At 68.4% G+C, this 15,645-nt stretch carries 12 protein-coding genes; 8 read left to right on the forward strand and 4 right to left on the reverse strand.

Going from position 1 to position 15,645, the window contains the following annotated elements:
• Window positions 1-336 precede the first annotated feature (336 nt).
• From LZK98_RS14750 to LZK98_RS14785, 8 genes are all read left to right on the forward strand, one after another.
• Window positions 337-1,368 carry an SIS domain-containing protein gene (locus LZK98_RS14750; protein ID WP_233783139.1) on the forward strand — a complete coding sequence of 344 codons (1,032 nt, stop codon included), beginning with the start codon at window positions 337-339 and terminating at the stop codon, window positions 1,366-1,368.
• Window positions 1,368-2,552: an N-acetylglucosamine-6-phosphate deacetylase gene (gene nagA, locus LZK98_RS14755; protein WP_233783141.1), complete on the forward strand. Its 1,185-nt coding sequence runs from the start codon at window positions 1,368-1,370 to the stop codon at window positions 2,550-2,552. The genes LZK98_RS14750 and nagA overlap by 1 nt, the downstream gene beginning before the upstream one ends.
• Before the next feature lie 87 nt (window positions 2,553-2,639).
• Window positions 2,640-3,071 (forward strand): NIPSNAP family protein, encoded by a 432-nt coding sequence (locus LZK98_RS14760; RefSeq protein ID WP_233783143.1) that lies wholly within the window; start codon window positions 2,640-2,642, stop codon window positions 3,069-3,071.
• Between the two features lie 177 nt (window positions 3,072-3,248).
• Complete coding sequence (locus LZK98_RS14765) at window positions 3,249-4,427, forward strand: aldose 1-epimerase family protein (protein WP_233783145.1); 1,179 nt, start codon at window positions 3,249-3,251, stop codon at window positions 4,425-4,427.
• Window positions 4,428-4,554: 127 nt separating this feature from the next.
• Window positions 4,555-5,301 (forward strand): SDR family NAD(P)-dependent oxidoreductase, encoded by a 747-nt coding sequence (locus LZK98_RS14770; protein ID WP_233783147.1) that lies wholly within the window; start codon window positions 4,555-4,557, stop codon window positions 5,299-5,301.
• Window positions 5,302-5,314: 13 nt separating this feature from the next.
• Window positions 5,315-6,505, forward strand: coding sequence for a CaiB/BaiF CoA transferase family protein (locus LZK98_RS14775; protein ID WP_233783148.1), 1,191 nt, complete (start codon window positions 5,315-5,317; stop codon window positions 6,503-6,505).
• Window positions 6,506-6,517: 12 nt separating this feature from the next.
• On the forward strand, window positions 6,518-7,288 hold the full coding sequence (locus LZK98_RS14780; RefSeq protein ID WP_233783150.1) for an enoyl-CoA hydratase/isomerase family protein: 771 nt from the start codon (window positions 6,518-6,520) through the stop codon (window positions 7,286-7,288).
• A 12-nt stretch (window positions 7,289-7,300) separates the two neighbouring features.
• The gene (locus LZK98_RS14785) at window positions 7,301-8,257 is read left to right on the forward strand and encodes a 2-hydroxyacid dehydrogenase (RefSeq protein WP_233783152.1); all 957 of its coding nucleotides are present in this window, start codon (window positions 7,301-7,303) and stop codon (window positions 8,255-8,257) included.
• Between the two features lie 39 nt (window positions 8,258-8,296).
• On the opposite strand, the gene LZK98_RS14790 is transcribed toward LZK98_RS14785, so the two are convergent.
• From LZK98_RS14790 to LZK98_RS14805, 4 genes are all read right to left on the reverse strand, one after another.
• Window positions 8,297-10,303, reverse strand: a complete 2,007-nt coding sequence (locus LZK98_RS14790; protein ID WP_233783154.1) for a right-handed parallel beta-helix repeat-containing protein — start codon at window positions 10,301-10,303, stop codon at window positions 8,297-8,299.
• A 40-nt stretch (window positions 10,304-10,343) separates the two neighbouring features.
• A complete protein-coding gene (locus LZK98_RS14795; protein ID WP_233783156.1) occupies window positions 10,344-13,091 on the reverse strand; it encodes a TonB-dependent receptor in 2,748 nt (915 codons plus the stop codon).
• An 81-nt stretch (window positions 13,092-13,172) separates the two neighbouring features.
• Window positions 13,173-14,417 (reverse strand): MFS transporter, encoded by a 1,245-nt coding sequence (locus LZK98_RS14800; protein WP_233783158.1) that lies wholly within the window; start codon window positions 14,415-14,417, stop codon window positions 13,173-13,175.
• On the reverse strand, window positions 14,414-15,580 hold the full coding sequence (locus tag LZK98_RS14805; protein ID WP_233783160.1) for a mandelate racemase/muconate lactonizing enzyme family protein: 1,167 nt from the start codon (window positions 15,578-15,580) through the stop codon (window positions 14,414-14,416). Before LZK98_RS14805 ends, LZK98_RS14800 begins: the two co-directional genes overlap by 4 nt.
• Window positions 15,581-15,645 lie beyond the last annotated feature (65 nt).

The following is a 15,645-nucleotide window of genomic DNA, read 5'->3' on the forward strand; positions in this document are numbered from 1 at the left end:
CTTGCATACCAATGACCAGACCATCCGCTAGCAACGGATCGACGTCAAGTAGGATTCTTTGCAGCAATGTTACGGTGAAAGCCATTTCGTAGCTGAAAATGGTATTGCATTGGTTCCATTGTTGCGCAACAAGCCTGGGCAAGCACTCGATAGTGGGGGTCCAATGCCGCTTCCGGGCCAGGGAATTGAATCGCTTGGCGAAAGTCGCCGGGGTCTGCGCGCTGCGCAGGACCGGTCGGGGATCGAACCCGGCACGCCACGGCCTTATATCGAGCGGCACAGCTTTCCCGGCGGCCACGATCTCGTCGCCGAACCCGACACCCGGATCTGAACAGAATGACGCAAGCACAAGAGACCCGCATGTTCGCGGAGGCCGCCGAATCCGCCGACGCCGTCGCGCGCCAGCTCGCGGCGAACGCCGAAGCGGTCGAGGCGCTGGCGGAGACGCTCCGCACCGAGCGCCCGCGCGCCGTCGTGACCTTCGCGCGCGGCAGCTCGGATCATGCCGCCACCTTCGCCAAATATCTGATCGAGACGCGGCTCGGCCTCGTCACCACCTCTGCCGCGCCGTCAGTCGCCTCGGTCTACGGCGCGGCGCCGGATTATTCGGGGATGCTGGCGATCGGCATCTCGCAGTCGGGCAAGAGCCCCGACATCCTCGCCGCGATGCGCACCGCCAAGCAGGGCGGCGCGCGCACGCTGGCGCTGGTCAACGTGACCGATTCGCCGCTCGCCGCCGAGGCCGACACCTGCCTGCCGCTGCACGCCGGGCCGGAAGTGAGCGTGGCCGCCACCAAATCCTACATCACCGCGCTCGCCGGCCTCCTCCATCTGGCCGCACGCTGGAGCCGGGACGACATCCTGCTGGAGGCGGTGCGGGAATCGCCTGCCCTGCTGCGCAAGGCGTGGGCAAGCAACTGGACTCCGCTGGTCAATCGGCTGGCCGAGGCGCGCGGCCTCTACGTGATCGGGCGCGGCCTCGGCTTCGGCATCGCGCAGGAGGCGGCGCTCAAGTTCAAGGAGACCTGCGGCCTCCATGCCGAGGCGTTCAGCGCCGCCGAGGTCCGCCACGGGCCGATGGCGCTGGTGGGTCCCGGCTTCCCGCTGCTGGTGTTCCGCCAGGGCGATGCGACCGGCGACGGCGTCGACGAGCTGGTCGCCGACGTCGTCGCGCGCGGCGGCGAAGTGCTGGTGAGCGGCGGCGAGGTGGCCGGCGCGATCCAGCTTCCGCACGTCGACGCCCATCCCGCGATCGAGCCGATGCTGCAGATCCAGGCCTTCTACCGCGCCGCCAACGCGCTGTCGCTGCGGCGCGGCTTCGACCCCGACCACCCGCCGCGCCTCGCCAAGGTCACCGAGACCATCTGATGCGCCAGGCCATCATTCCCGATCGCGTGCTCGTCGACGGCACCTGGCGCGGCGGCACCGCCGTGGTGATCGACGACGGCAGTATCGCCGCGATCACGGCCACGGCCGAGCTGCCCGGCGACATCGCACGAGAGGCGCTGTCCGGCTCGCTCGTTCCCGGCTTCATCGACACGCAGGTCAACGGCGGCGGCGGCGTGCTGTTCAACGATGCGCCGACCGTCGAGGGCATCACCGCGATCGCCTCCGCGCATCGCCGCTTCGGCACCACCGGCCTGCTGCCGACGCTGATCAGCGACGACCTCGACGTGATCCGCCGTGCCGTCGCCGCGGTAAATGCCGCGATCGAGGCAGGCGTGCCGGGAGTGCTCGGCATCCACATCGAGGGGCCCTTCCTCAACGTCGAGCGTAAGGGCATCCACGACGCTGGCAAGATCCGCCCGCTCGACGAGGAGGGCTTCGCCGTCCTCACGTCGCTGAAGCGCGGCCGCACGCTCGTTACGCTCGCGCCGGAACGGACCACGCCCACGATGGTGCGCCGGCTGGCGGAAGCGGGCGTGATCGTCGCCGCCGGCCACAGCAACGGCAGCTATGAGGAGGTGAATGCGGCGGTCGACGCAGGCCTCACCGGCATCACGCACCTGTTCAACGCCATGTCGCCGCTCGGATCGCGCCGGCCGGGCGTGGTCGGCGCGGCGCTGGAGCGCGACGAGCTGACCTGCGGCATCATCGTCGACGGCCACCACGTCAGCCCCGCGACGCTGCGCCTCGCGCTGCGCTGCAAGCCGCGCGACAGGGTCATGCTGGTCACCGACGCGATGCCGTCAGTCGGCTCCGACGCGACCGAGTTCCTGCTGCAGGGCCGCCGCATCCGGGTAGCGGACGACCTGCTCACCGACGAGGCGGGAACGCTCGCCGGCTCGAACCTCGACATGGCGGCGGCAGTGCGGAATGCGGTAACGATGCTGGGGCTCATGCTGCCCGAGGCTGTCGCGATGGCGAGCGCGGTGCCGGCGGCGTTCCTGGGCCTGGGGCATGTGACTGGCCGGATCGCACCGGGCTTGCGGGCCGATCTCGTCCTGATGGACGATGACCTCCGCACGGCGGCGACCTGGATCGGCGGCGTTCGCGATGCCTCTGCCGCGCCGGCGAGCGGCCGAAGGGAGACGCTCCTGTCGAGGGCATAAGCCGGCGGGAGGACCCGCGACGGATGGAAAGCGGCCGCAGCTACTCCTATGGCAGGTGTCCTTCCTGCTGCTTCGGGAGTCCGCCAAATGCGCCCTGCCCTTTTCGCCTGCTTCGCTCTGGCTGCCACCGGAACGATGGCGCTCGCGCAGCGAGCGGCGCTCGATCCGCATGACGCGGTTTACGAACTACGCATCTACTATCCGGCACCCGGCAAGCTTGCTGCGCTCAACGCACGGTTTCGCGACCATACGCTCAAGCTTTTCGAGAAGCACGGCATGCGCAATGTCGCCTATTGGAACGAGCAGCCGACCAAGGACTCCCCTGAGGGACGGGTGGTCTATGTGCTCGCATATCCGAGCCGGCAGGCAAGGGACGAGGATTGGAAGGCCTTCGGCGAGGACCCCGAATGGCGCGCAGTAGTCGCCAAGTCCGAGGCCGGCGGCAAGCTGGTGACGAAGGTCGATAGCGTGTTCATGACGATGACCGACTACTCGCCCCCCATCTCACTTCCGCGTTGATGGAAGCGGCGATCCGAAACTTGCGGACGTAAGGATCGGAGCCTCCTGACAATCAAAGCTGGAATCTTCGCTTGGCGCCGGCGGAGACTTCCGGACGGCCGCGCCTCTTGAAAGCGCCGTTGACGCGCAGCCGCCCGCCTCATAAACATCATACATCTGACAACATCGGAGAGGCGCGTGGTCCAGCTCTACGGCGAAGCGATGACGCGGCGGGCGCTCGCCGAACGCACCGGCAGCCTGTCGCAGTTCGCCGGCGTCCGGCTCATGACGCTCGGCGACGGGGTCGAGCGGGGCATACGCCAACTGGAGTTCCGCACCGGCACGGGCCTGCGCTTCACCGTGCTCGTCGACCGCGCGATGGACATCGCCGAATGCGAGCACGCCGGCCGCGCCGTCGGGTGGCATTCGCCGTCGGGGTTCCGCCATCCGGGGCTGCACGAATATGAGGGCGAAGGCGGGTTCGCCTGGCTCCGCTCGATGTCTGGGCTCAACATCACCTGCGGGCTCGACCACATCCTGTTCATGCACGACGATCCCGCCGGCCATTACCATTACGGCCCGCGCAAGTCGGTCTCCTCGTCGCTTCACGGCCGGGTCGGCACGATCCCGGCTCGGCTCACCGGCTACGGCGAGCGCTGGGACGGCGACGAATGCGTGCTGTGGGCCGAGGGCGTGGTGCAGCAGGCGACCGTGTTCGGCGAGGACCTGCACCTCATCCGCCACATCGAGGCGAGCGTCGGCGGCGACGAGATCCGGCTGCATGACCGCGTCGTCAACCACGGCTTCTACCGGACGCCGCACATGTACTGCTACCACGTCAACGTCGGCCATCCGGTGGTCGCCGAGGGATCGCGCTACGTGGCGCCGATCCGCGAGGTGCTGTGGGCGGCCCATGCCGAGCAGTATCGCGCGCAGGGCGTCGGCTATCGTACCCTCCCCGCGCCGATCGCCAACTTCCACGAGCAGGTGTGGCAGCACGACATGGCGCCGGACGCCGACGGCCGCGTCAACGTCGCCATCGTCAACGAGGCGCTCGGCTTCGGCTTCGAGGTCGAGACGCTGAAGGCGCAGTTCCCGGCGATGTACGAGTGGCAGAACCTGCACGCCGGCCATTATGCCGTCGGCATCGAGCCCTCGACGAACCACGTCTTCGGCAAGGAGTTCGCGCGCGAGCGGGACGAGCTCATCTGGCTCGAGCATGGCGAGGAGCGGCGCTACGACAGCGTGTTCCGCATGCTGCCCGATGCCGGGGCGGTGCAGGACGCGATCCGGCGCATCGAAAGCGTCGCGCTCCAGCCCGGCGAGGACTATCCCGCGCAGTCCGGCAACTTTCCACCGATCGGAGGCCGAAAGTGATGGGGGTGCGGAAAGTTAAGCCCCTCCCCTTCAGGGGAGGGGTCGGGGTGGGGGCTATCCTCAGGCCACCCTGCCTGCCGCACTCCCCCACCCCCAACCCCTCCCCTGAAGGGGAGGGGCTTGAGCTATGAAAAACCGCACCGTCCTCTACACCGGCGCCGCGGGTGGGCTCGGTCTCGACACCACGCTGCTGCTGATGGGACGCGGCGCGACGGTCGTGGCGGTCGACAACGATCCGGCGAAGGTCGCGAAGCTGCGGACGGCGGCCGAGAGCGTGAAGACCGGCAGCCTGATCGTCTCGACCGCTGACCTGTCCGACCTCGCCGGCTTCCGCGCCGAGCTCGAACGGCTGCTCGACGAGGCCGGCGGCTTCGACGTCGTCATCAACAATGCCGCCATCTACCCCGCCAAGCCGTTCGAGGAGGTCTCGATCGAGGAGCATCAGGCGGTCCAGCGCGTCAACGTCGACGCCGGCATCGTCGCGGTGCAGGCGGCGCTGCCGGGAATGCGCGAGCGCGGCTTCGGGCGGATCGTCAACATCTCCAGCATCACCATCTCGGGCGGCTGGGCGAACCTGTCGCCCTATGTCGCATCCAAAGCCGCGCTGATCGGCCTCACGCGGGCATGGGCGCGCGAGTTCGGCGGCTGGGGCGTCACCGTCAACGCGATCGCACCCGGTGCCTTCCCCACCGACGCCGAAAAGATCCATCCCGATCCCGAAGGCTACAAGCGCATGGTGCTCGACGCCCAGGCGATCAAGCGCCGCGGCACCGCCGCCGACATCGCCCACGCGATCGCCTTCTTCGCCGCCGACGAGGCGGGCTTCATCACCGGCCAGACGCTGCACGTGAACGGCGGCTGGATCATGGCCTGAGGACATGAACGGCATGAACATCCTGAGCGGCATCCGCGTGCTCGACTGCTCGATCGCGATGGCGGGGCCCTTTGCCGCCCAGCGGCTCGGCGACCTCGGCGCGGACGTGGTCAAGGTCGAGCCGACCTCGGGCGAATGGCAGCGCCACGCCGCCGCGGGCGGGGCGACGGGGAAGCAGGTCAACGTCTCCTTCCTCTCGCTCAATCGCAACAAGCGCTCGCTGGCGATCGACCTCAAGGCGCCCGAGGGCAAGGCGACGCTGCTCGAGCTGGTGAAGACCGCCGACGTCTTTCTCCAGAACTACCGCCCCGGCGTCGCCGAGCGGCTGGGGGTCGATTATGCGACGCTCGCCGCGATCAACCCGCGCCTCGTCTACGTCTCGATCTCCGGCTATGGCGAGGACGGCCCCTATCGCCTCTATCCCGGCCAGGACCTGCTGCTCCAGGGCATGTCGGGCGCGATGCTGTCGGCCGGCGCCGAGGGACAGCCCCCCTCCCCCGCAGGCCAATATGTCGTCGACGCCGTCACCGCCTACAGCGCCTTCGAGGGCGCGCTGGCCGCGCTCTTCCACCGCGAGCGCACGGGCGAGGGCCAGCTCGTCCAGGTCAACATGCTCGACGCGATCACCACCATCCAGATGCAGGAGCTGTCGGTGTTCACCGTCGGCGGCAAGCCGCAGGCCCGCTCCGCCGAGCCCCATGCGCACAGCTACATCCGCGCACCCTATGGCGTGTTCGCAACCAGCGACGGCTATATCACGCTGGCGATGGCCCCCCTCGCGAAACTCGGCGAGGTGCTGGGCGAGCCGTTCTTCGCGGGCATGGACGACCAGACCGACGGATGGACGCACCGCGACGCGATCTTCGCGAAGGTGAAGGCCAGGCTGCCCACCGCGACCAGCGCCGACTGGCTCGAACGCTTCCGCGCCGCCGACATCTGGGCGGGCCCGGTCTACGGCTATGCCGAGCTGGTCGACGACCCGCAGATCCGCCACAACGGCACTTTCGTCGAGTACGACCATCCGACCGAGGGCCGGGTGAAGACGCCGGGCTTCCCGATCCGCTTTTCCAGGACGCCGTCAAAGGTGGAGCGCGGCGCGCCGCTGGTCGGCGAGCACAGCCGCGAGCTGCTCGCCGAGATCGGCCTCGACGAGGCCGCGATCGACCGGCTGGTCGAATCCGGCGTCGTGCGCCAGCACGCCTGACGGAGCGGAAGCATGACTGGCACCCTGCGCTTCACCATCGACGATCAGGTCGCGACGATCCTGATCGACCGTCCCGACAAACTCAATGCCATGACTCCGGAGATGGCCGACGCGCTCGTCGTGGCGGTGACCGAGTGCAACACGTCCGACGCGATCCGCTGCGTGATCGTCACCGGCGCCGGCGACCGGGCGTTCTGCGCCGGCTCCGACATCACGACGCTCGACGCCTATGCAACCGCATGGGACTTCCGCAACCGTGCCGACTATTGCGACGCGCTGCGCGCCTGCCGCAAGCCGGTGATCGCGGCGGTGAACGGCTATGCGCTGGGCGGCGGGCTGGAGACGGCGCTGGCCTGCGACATCCGCATCGCCTCCGCCACCGCGCGCTTCGCCGCGCCGGAAATCAAGCTCGGCTGGATCGGCGGCGGCGGCATGGCGGCGGGGCTTGCGCATTCGATCGGCATGTCCAATGCGGCGATGATGCTGCTGACCGGCGACATGATCGATGCCGAGCGGGCGCTCGCCTGGGGTTTGGTGAGCGAAGTGCTCGCCCCCGACGCGCTGCTGCCCCGCGCGCAGGAGATCGCGCGCACCATCGCCTCCCGCGCGCCGATCGCGGCGGAGACCGCCAAGCTCAACCTCGCCGCCGCGTTCAGCATGCCCCACGACAAGGCGATCGAATATGAACGGGACCTCCAGGCGATCTGCTTCGCCACCGACGACGCCCGCGAGGGCCGCGCCGCCTTCGCCGAGAAGCGCGTGCCCATCTTCCGGCGCCGCTGAGCGGGACCGCCCATGACCCGCCCCCGCATCCTGCTCACCCGCCGCTGGCCCGAGGCGGCCGAGGCGCGGCTCGCCGAGCGCTATGACCTCACCGTCAGCCCCGACAACAAGCCCCTCGGCGCCGACGCGCTCGCCGCGGCTATGCGCGACTATGACGCGCTCTGCCCCTCCGCCTCCGATCGTCTTCCCCGCGCCGTGATCGAGACGCCGGGGCGCCGGGTGCGGATCATCGCCAACTACGGCGTCGGCTACGACCATATCGACATCGACGCCGCGCGCGAGGCGGGCGTGGTCGTCACCAACACCCCCGGCGTGCTCACCGATGCGACCGCGGACATCGCGGTCATGCTGATGCTGATGACGATGCGCCGTGCGCTGGAGGGCGAGCGCGAGCTGCGTGCCGGCGCCTGGCGGGGCTGGCGCCCGACGCACCTGCTCGGCCATTCGCTGGAAGGCAAGCTGCTGGGTCTCGTCGGCTTCGGCCGCATCGCCCGCGCGACGGCGAAGCGCGCGGAGGCGTTCGGGATGCGGATCGCCTATCACAGCCGCCACGTCGCGGAGGACATGCCGGCGGAGGCTTATCACGCCAGCCTCGCCGAACTGGCGGCCAAGGCCGACGTGCTGTCGCTGCACGCGCCGGGCGGGACCGAGACGCGGCACATGATCGACGCCGCGCTGCTCGCCCGGATGCCGGCGCACGCGGTGCTCATCAACACCGCGCGCGGATCGCTGGTGGACGAGCCCGCGCTCGCCGCGACGCTCACCGACGGCGGAATCGCAGCAGCGGGCCTCGACGTCTATGCGGAGGAACCGAAGGTGCATCCGGCGCTGTTCGATGCCCCCAACATCGTGCTGCTGCCGCACCTCGGCAGCGCGACGGTCGAGACGCGCATCGCGATGGGCATGAAGGTCGCGGACAATCTCGACCGCTTCTTCGCAGGCGAAGCGCCGCCCGACCGGGTGGCTTGACCAAAACCCCTCTCCCTTTGGGAGAGGGACACTGGGGCGTCATTCCGGCGGACGCCTCGCCCCGGCCCCGGCAATCACCCCCCGCGCCTCGGCCGGCCAGTCGCGATCCGGCACCAGCACGTTGTCGCGCGCTACATTCCCGATCTCCTCCAGCCAGCGGCCGCCGGTCGTCTCCGAATTGTGCCAGTTGCCGGTGGCGACGTTGTCGGTCGAGATGCGCCGGCGGTACATCTTGCCCGCGGTGTTGATGTTGAGCCACTTGCCCCGCGTCTCGACGACGTTGCCGGTCACGCGGAAATGCTTGCTGCCCTCGTCGAGGTAGATGCCGATCCGGTCGCCGATGTCGAAGATATGGTTGCCGCGGATCACCGCGCCGGGGTTGGCGGAGAGGTTGTAGATCGCGCCGCCGTCCATGAACCACTGCTTCACGCCATGGATGCGGTTGCCCTCGATCACCGTGTCGCGCAGCGTCGTCGGCGTCGTGTAGCGGGTGTTGTGGACATAGCCCTTCTGGTTCTCGTCGTAGTTCGGGTTGCCCCCCGCATCGTTGTAGCCCCAGCCCCAGCCGACCGCGATCCCATCATAGGGCGCATCGGAGACGTCGTTGTGGGCGATGCGCGCGCCGGTGATATAGGTCGTCAGGATCGCGGCATTGTCCTTGTAATCCTGGCTGACGGTCGCGACGACATTGTCCTCGATCGTGAGGTCGCGGTTCACCAGCGCCGGGTCGCTCGGGTGATGGGCATCGGCCCGCACGCCCCCGGCCATGATCGCGCCGCCCGAGAGCACGCCGAAATGATTGCGCGCCACCCGGATGCCCGCGGTGGCGAGACCGGTGCCGGCGAGATTGGCATTGGCATCGTTGCCGATGCCGAGCGCCACCTGCCCGAGCTGGGTGAAGCGATTGCCCTCGAACGTCACGTCGCGCGCCGCCGCGACCTGCACCGCGGCCGGGATCTGGTTCCAGCGCTGGCGCATCGATTCGAACTCGACGCAGCCCCAGCCGCAGCTTTGCCAGGCATCCTTCGGCCGGATCGGCGACACTTCGGCGAGGAAGGCGCCGCTCTGCTGATTGGCATAACCCGCCGGCCGCGACGGCCCGAGCCACGAGCTGTAGGAGAAACGCAGACCGCGGAAGGTCAGCCGCTCGATCGGCGCGGCCGGCGTGCCGGCGATGGCCACCAGCGTCTCCAGCGTCGGCAGCACGACGGTCAGCTTGCCGATGTCCTCGTCCTGCCCGATCCGGAGGTAGAGCTTGCCCGCCGCGGGATCGAGGAACCACTGGCGCGGCTTGGCGTGCCAGTCGTTGGTCTTGCCGATGAACTCCAGCGCGTTGACCAGGAACAGCCGCGAATCCGCCGGGAAGATCGGCTTGGTCAGCGTGTCGTAGCCCCAGCTGTTGTTGTCCCACGCCGGCTGCTGCATCGTCACGCTACGCCCGGAAATCGCCTTCACCGGCGAGACGCGGTCGGTGAAAAAACCGGTCGCCTCGAGCTCCAGCCGCTCGGGATGCTTGACCGCCGCGACATAGCTGAGGTCGGGATTGACGATCTCGAAGCCGGTCGCGGTGAAGGCGAGGTCGGTCGGCTTGATCTCGATCCACGGGCGCTCGGCGAGCGTGTCGTTCACCCACAGCTGGCGGGACTCGAGCCCCTTCGGCACGTCGGCCACCCAGATGCGCCGCTCCTCGTCATAGGGGCGGAAGCCGGTCACGGTGATGCCGCCGGAGATGACCGGCGAAGCGCCGTCCGCCGCACGCCATTCGACGCGGTGGCCGCGCTGCCCGCCGTCCGCGGCACGGAAGACGAGCGGCTTCCGCAACCGATAGGTGCCGCCGGCCAGCACCACCGTCACGTCGCCGCGAGCGTTGGCGGCCCGGACCAGCGCCTGCGCCCGTTCGAGCGACCGCACCGGCCGCGCCGCACTGCCGGGGGCGCGGTCGTCGCCCTGGGGCGAGACGTGGATCGTCGCATCCTGTGCCTGCGCCGCTGTGGCGAGGCACAGGCCGGCGAGAAGCGCAGCTCCGCGCCGCAAGAGGGTCAGCAACGCTTTCCGCCCCGATCGTTCCATAGCTCCCCTCGCCGCGTCAGAAGCGGAAGCGCACGCCGGCGGAGATGCGCCGTCCGGTCTTGCGATACTCCTTGGTGCGGTCCTCGCTCACCGAATAGATGAATTCCTTCGCGTCGTTGAGGTTGGTGCCCTCGGCGAAGACGGTGAACTGGGGATTGACGTCGTAGGACAGGCTCGCGTCGAGCTGGCCATAGGCGTCGAAATATTCGGGCTCGCCGTTGCGGCCGGAGGCGACCTGGAGGAAATTGTCGCGCCAGGTATAGGCGACGCGCGCCTGCAGCCCGTATTTCTCATAATAGCCGACCAGGCTGTACGACCATTTCGACAGCCCCTCGAGCCCGAAGCTCACATTGGCCACCGTGTTGGTGTAGCTCGCGTTGGAGTCGGTGTAGTTGAGGCTGGTCTGCACGCCGAACCCACTGAGCGCGCCGGGCAGGAAGGTGAAGGCCTGGCGATAGCCGAGCTCGAAGCCCTTCACCGTCGCGCCCTTGCCATTGTCGGGCACCGTGACCTGGAAGGTCACCTGGTCGACGAGCTGCGGCGTCGTCACCAGCGTCACGAACGAATCGATATCCTTGTAGAAGACGGCGGCGTTGAGCAGCGCCGAAGGCGAGAAATACCATTCGAGGCCAGCCTCGACCTGCGTCGCGCGAAACGGCTGCAGGTCGGGATTGCCGCGGCGGATCGTCTCGTTGCCGGGATTGGTCTGGATCGACTGGCGCGGCGACAGGTCCGACAGCGTCGGCCGGGTCATCACCCGCGAGGCGGCGACGCGGAAGATCAGGTCGTCGGTCAGCGACAGCCGCGCGTTCAGCGACGGCAGCCAGTCCTGATAATGGCCGCGGAAGCCGACCGGGACCACGCCCGACAGGACGATGTCGTTCTGGCCGGTCGGGTTACCGTTGGCGTCGACGCGCTGCTTCGCGCTGACGATCGTCTGCGACGCGCCGTTCGAGGTGTAGATCGTGTCCTCGAACCGGACGCCGGCGTTGATCGTCAGCGGCATGCCGGCGAGCCGCGTCTCCCAGGTGCCCATCACGAAGCCGACCTTGACGTGCTCGTCGACGACCGAGGACGCGGCCGGCGAGAAGACGGCGGGGTCGAAGGTCTTGCCGTCCTGCGCGGCATATTGGTCGATCAGTTGGACCAGCGCGCGTGGATCGTAGCTGATCCAGTCGCGGACGATGTTGTCGCTGCCGCCGCCTGAGAAGAAATAGCGGTTGGTCGGCCCGAACAGCGACGTCGGCAGCGCGCGGTCTGATCCGCAATAGGCGCATTGCTGGCCGAACGGCATGTCGTTGCCGGTCAGCGTCTTCTTGCGGTCGGCATACATGCCGCCGACGTTCAGCGTGAGGTTGTCGAACAGCTTGTACTGCAGCTCGCTGCGATATTCGCCGATTTCGTCGTCGACGTCGGTGCCGCCGCCCCAGATATAGTAATGCGCGGTCAGCCCCTGCGGATTGGTCGCCGCGTTCGGATAATTGGGGCTGCTGAAGCCATAGTCGTAGATCGGGCTGCCCGAGCGGCGGTCGAACCACAGGTCGACGTTCTTGCGCCGGATCGTGGTGAACAGGCTGTCGTTCCGCCCGCGTCGCCGCGCCGCCGACTGCGAGGCGTCGACGGTCAGCTTGAGCCGGTCGCTCGGTTCCCAGGCGACGTTGAGGCCGTACTGGTCGGTCGTGACGTTGCGCACGTCGTACTGGATGATCTCGTCGACGAAGCCGCCCCGGTAGCGCTGGTAGACCGCCTCGTTGCCCTCGACCACCTGCTCGACCAGCGTGCCGCCGGAGAAGTCGTAGGCGAGGCCGGTCTGCTGCTCGGTGAAGTCGGCCTTGGCATAGAGGCCGTCGAGCGTGACGGTGAGCGTGTCGGTCGGCTTGAACTGGATCGATCCGTTGAGGCCGAACCGCTTCAGCTGCCGCTCGAAGAAGAAGGGCGACAGGTTCGAGGGCATCGAGACGTTGGAGAAGGGCGCGACGTCCGGCCCGATGCGCCCGCCCTGCACGCCGCCGGCGGTATAGTAGGAGTCGGTGCTCGACCGCCGCACATGGCCGGCGCCGATCGTGAACTCGTCGTCGCGGACATGCTGGTCGGTGTAGACGGCGGCGAGCGAGACGCCGAACGTCTTGCTGTCGTTGCGCCAGCTGACGACGCCCGAGACCTCGGGATTGTAGCGGTCGGCGACCTCGGCCCACTGGATGTTGGCCGATCCGGTCGCGAGCAGCCCCGCCTTCTGGTCGAGCGGGCGCAGGGTGCGCACGTCCACCGTCGCGCCGATCGACGCGCCGTTGATGTTGGCCTGGGGCGACTTGTAGACGTCGGCGCCGCTGATCACCTCCGACGGCAGCACGTCGAACGAGAACTCGCGGCCGTTGTTGTCGGTGGCGAGCGTACGGCCGTTGACCGTCACCGCGTTGAACTTGGGTCCGAAACCGCGGACGGTGACGTAGCGGCCCTCGCCGCGGTTGCGCTCGATGGTGACGCCGGCGATGCGCTGAAGCGATTCGGCGACGTTCTGGTCGGGCAGCTTGCCGAGATCCTGCGCGACGATCGAGTCGACGACGTTGACCGCGTCCCGCTTCAGGTCGATCGCCGCGCGCTCGCTTGCGCGGATGCCGGTGACGACGATATCCGCCTCGGATTGCGCCGTTTCCTCGTCCGTCGCCTGCGCCTGCTGCGCCGCGGCCACACCACTCCACAGCAGCGCACCCGCCGCCGTCGCCGCGAGCAACGCCCTGCGCGCGCGCCCATCCAAATACGCCATGCAGACCTCCCCGTGCTTGTTTGAGAAGCATCCTGCACTCAGGCGAGTTCGTATGTCAAATGATCATAATACGTAATATGTCTAACGGACCGACCGGATCGGCAGAACGCACAGCGCCGAGGCGAAGACGAAGGCCAGCGCCGCCCACAGGATCGCGCGATAGTTCCCGTCGAAGATGCCGAGCAGCACCGCCGCCATCACCGGGCTGATGATCTGCGGGATGTTGACCGCGGTGGTGAGGACGCCGAGGTCCCTGCCCTCGTCGCCCAGCGCGCTCTTGGGCAGCACCTGCGTCATCAGGGCGATGTCGATCGACATGAACATGCCGTAGCCGACCCCGATCACCGCGGCGTAGACCCACATCCCCGCCATCGACGGCGCGATCAGCGGCGCGGCCATCGCGCAGCCCATGATCAGGCTGCCGGCGACCACGAAGGGCTTGCGGCGCTGGATGCGATCGGACCACCAGCCCGAGACCAGCGACGCGATGATCAACGTAACCAGCGTCACGATCGCCATGTTGGCGATGGCGATGTTCGACTCCCCGTCGCCGAGGCCGATATAGTCGCGCAGGATGTAGAGCAGATAGGCCGCGACCGCCTGATAGCCCATGTAGATGGTGAAGCGGCTGAGGAACGCCCAGGCGAAGTCGGGATGCTCCCGCGGGCTGATCCAGAAGCCGCGCACGAACTCCCCCCAGACGAAACGCCGCGCCGGCATCTGAGCGCTCGACGGCTCGCGGTTCACGGCGATGAAGGCGAGGCACGAGGCGGCGATCGCGGCGGCGAACAGGCCGTAGGCGACCGTCGGCGTGCTCGCGAGATAGCCGGCGACCACGGTGCCCGCGGTCAGGCCGGCCGTCATTCCTGCCCCCACGATCCCCGACACGCCGCCCCGCGTCTCCGGCGCGAAACGGTCGGCGATCAGCGTGGTCATCGCCGGCTGCATGGAATTGTAGGCGATCGCCGCCATCACCCACAGCACCATCACCGACCAGAAGCTGGTCATCCACGACACGCCGAACAGGCACAGCGATCCGACCAGCGATCCGACCGCGATCCACGGTGCCCGCCGCCCCCAGCGGCTGCGCGTCCGGTCCGACAGCGCCCCCGCGACGGGCGTCGCCAGCGTGGAGAAGACCGAGGTCACCGCGAACAGCAGCGCGAGGTTGTTCGCCTTGTCGCCGGGATCGAGCTTCGCGATCTGGTTGGGCAGCAGCACACCGAGCACGCCGCTGTAGAGCGCCATCAGCAGGAAGAAATTGACCATCAGCGAGAACTGCAGCCGCGTCCGCTGCCGGCCGAGCACCCAGGCGTGCGTGGTCATCCGCGCTGGTCCGCGCCGGCCCGCCGGTCGGGGACGAGGCGCAGCCCCGCCTCGCGCGGCCGCCGGTGCGGCCCGCCGCTCGCCTCCCAGCTCCCCTCGACCCGCTCGCGCGCGATCATCCCCTCGTCGACGACGATGCCGAGCCCCGGCCGATCGCCGAGCACGATCCCGCCGTCGGCGATCTCTTGGTCGACATCGAGCCCGAGCGGCCACTCGAAATCCTGCACCTCGATGCCGATCATGTTCGGCACCGCCGCAGCGGCGTGCGCGACCGGATTGCCGTCATAGGCGACCGGCGAGACCGGCAGGTCGCGCGCATGTGCGGCGATGGCAACCCGGTTGAAATGGGTGATCCCCCACACGCTGCCCGTCTGCACGACATCGACCGCATCCGCGTCGAACAGCGGCGCGAATTGCTCCAGCCCCGTCAGATTCTCGCCCGTAGCCACCGCCGCGCGCGTCGCCCGCGACACCGCGGCATGGCCCGCCGCGTCCCAGCGCCGCACCGGCTCCTCGATCCAGGTGAGGTCGATCCCCGCCGCCTCGATCGCGGCGAGATGGCGGATCGCCTGCTTGCGGTTCCAGCTCTCGTTGACGTCGAGCATCAGCGCGGGCTCTGCGCTGTTGGCCGCCAATATCTCCCGCGCCCGCTTCAGTCGGACGATATCGCGCGCGATATCCTTGCCGCCCTTGATCTTGGCCGAGGTGAAGCCGCGCTCCGCCCAGCGCGCATAGAGTACCGCAAACGCATCGTCGTCGAGCCCGAAGCACAATCCCGAGGCATAGCCCGGAACGAACCGGTCTGCCGCCCCCAGCGTCCGCCACAGCGGCTCGTCCGCCATCTTCGCCTTGAGATCCCACAGCGCCATGTCGACCGCCGCGATCGCGCCATAGGTGGCGCCGCCATGGCCGCTCTTGAAGACATGCGACAACATGCTGTCGTAAAGCGCTGCGACGGCACGCGGATCCTGCCCTTCCACCGCCGGAAAGACGCGGTCGATATCGACATGCTGACCGAGCCCGATGCCTTCCAGCCCGGCGTCGGTCTCGAGGATCAGGATCGGCACCTCGGTGATGCCCGACGTCACCACGCCGTTCACGTCACCGACCGGGCGCCCCCAATCATGCGAGGTGACGAGGCTTCGGTAGCCGGTGACTTTCATGCAACATCCTTGCTTAAGTGCCGAGACGACACCGACCAGGCTACCCCCGCCGACGATAACATATT

It is taken from the genome of Sphingomonas cannabina, assembly GCF_021391395.1.
Lineage (GTDB): Bacteria > Pseudomonadota > Alphaproteobacteria > Sphingomonadales > Sphingomonadaceae > Sphingomonas > Sphingomonas cannabina.

Bases quoted from the DNA above. Each gene is read 5' to 3' on its own strand.
- LZK98_RS14750 (WP_233783139.1), top strand. From the start codon at position 337: ATGACGCAAGCACAAGAGACCCGCATGTTCGCGGAGGCCGCCGAATCC.
- nagA (WP_233783141.1), top strand. From the start codon at position 1,368: ATGCGCCAGGCCATCATTCCCGATCGCGTGCTCGTCGACGGCACCTGG.
- LZK98_RS14760 (WP_233783143.1), top strand. From the start codon at position 2,640: ATGCGCCCTGCCCTTTTCGCCTGCTTCGCTCTGGCTGCCACCGGAACG.
- LZK98_RS14770 (WP_233783147.1), top strand. From the start codon at position 4,555: ATGAAAAACCGCACCGTCCTCTACACCGGCGCCGCGGGTGGGCTCGGT.
- LZK98_RS14775 (WP_233783148.1), top strand. From the start codon at position 5,315: ATGAACATCCTGAGCGGCATCCGCGTGCTCGACTGCTCGATCGCGATG.
- LZK98_RS14780 (WP_233783150.1), top strand. From the start codon at position 6,518: ATGACTGGCACCCTGCGCTTCACCATCGACGATCAGGTCGCGACGATC.
- LZK98_RS14785 (WP_233783152.1), top strand. From the start codon at position 7,301: ATGACCCGCCCCCGCATCCTGCTCACCCGCCGCTGGCCCGAGGCGGCC.
- LZK98_RS14795 (WP_233783156.1), bottom strand. From the start codon at position 13,091: ATGGCGTATTTGGATGGGCGCGCGCGCAGGGCGTTGCTCGCGGCGACG.
- LZK98_RS14800 (WP_233783158.1), bottom strand. From the start codon at position 14,417: ATGACCACGCACGCCTGGGTGCTCGGCCGGCAGCGGACGCGGCTGCAG.
- LZK98_RS14805 (WP_233783160.1), bottom strand. From the start codon at position 15,580: ATGAAAGTCACCGGCTACCGAAGCCTCGTCACCTCGCATGATTGGGGG.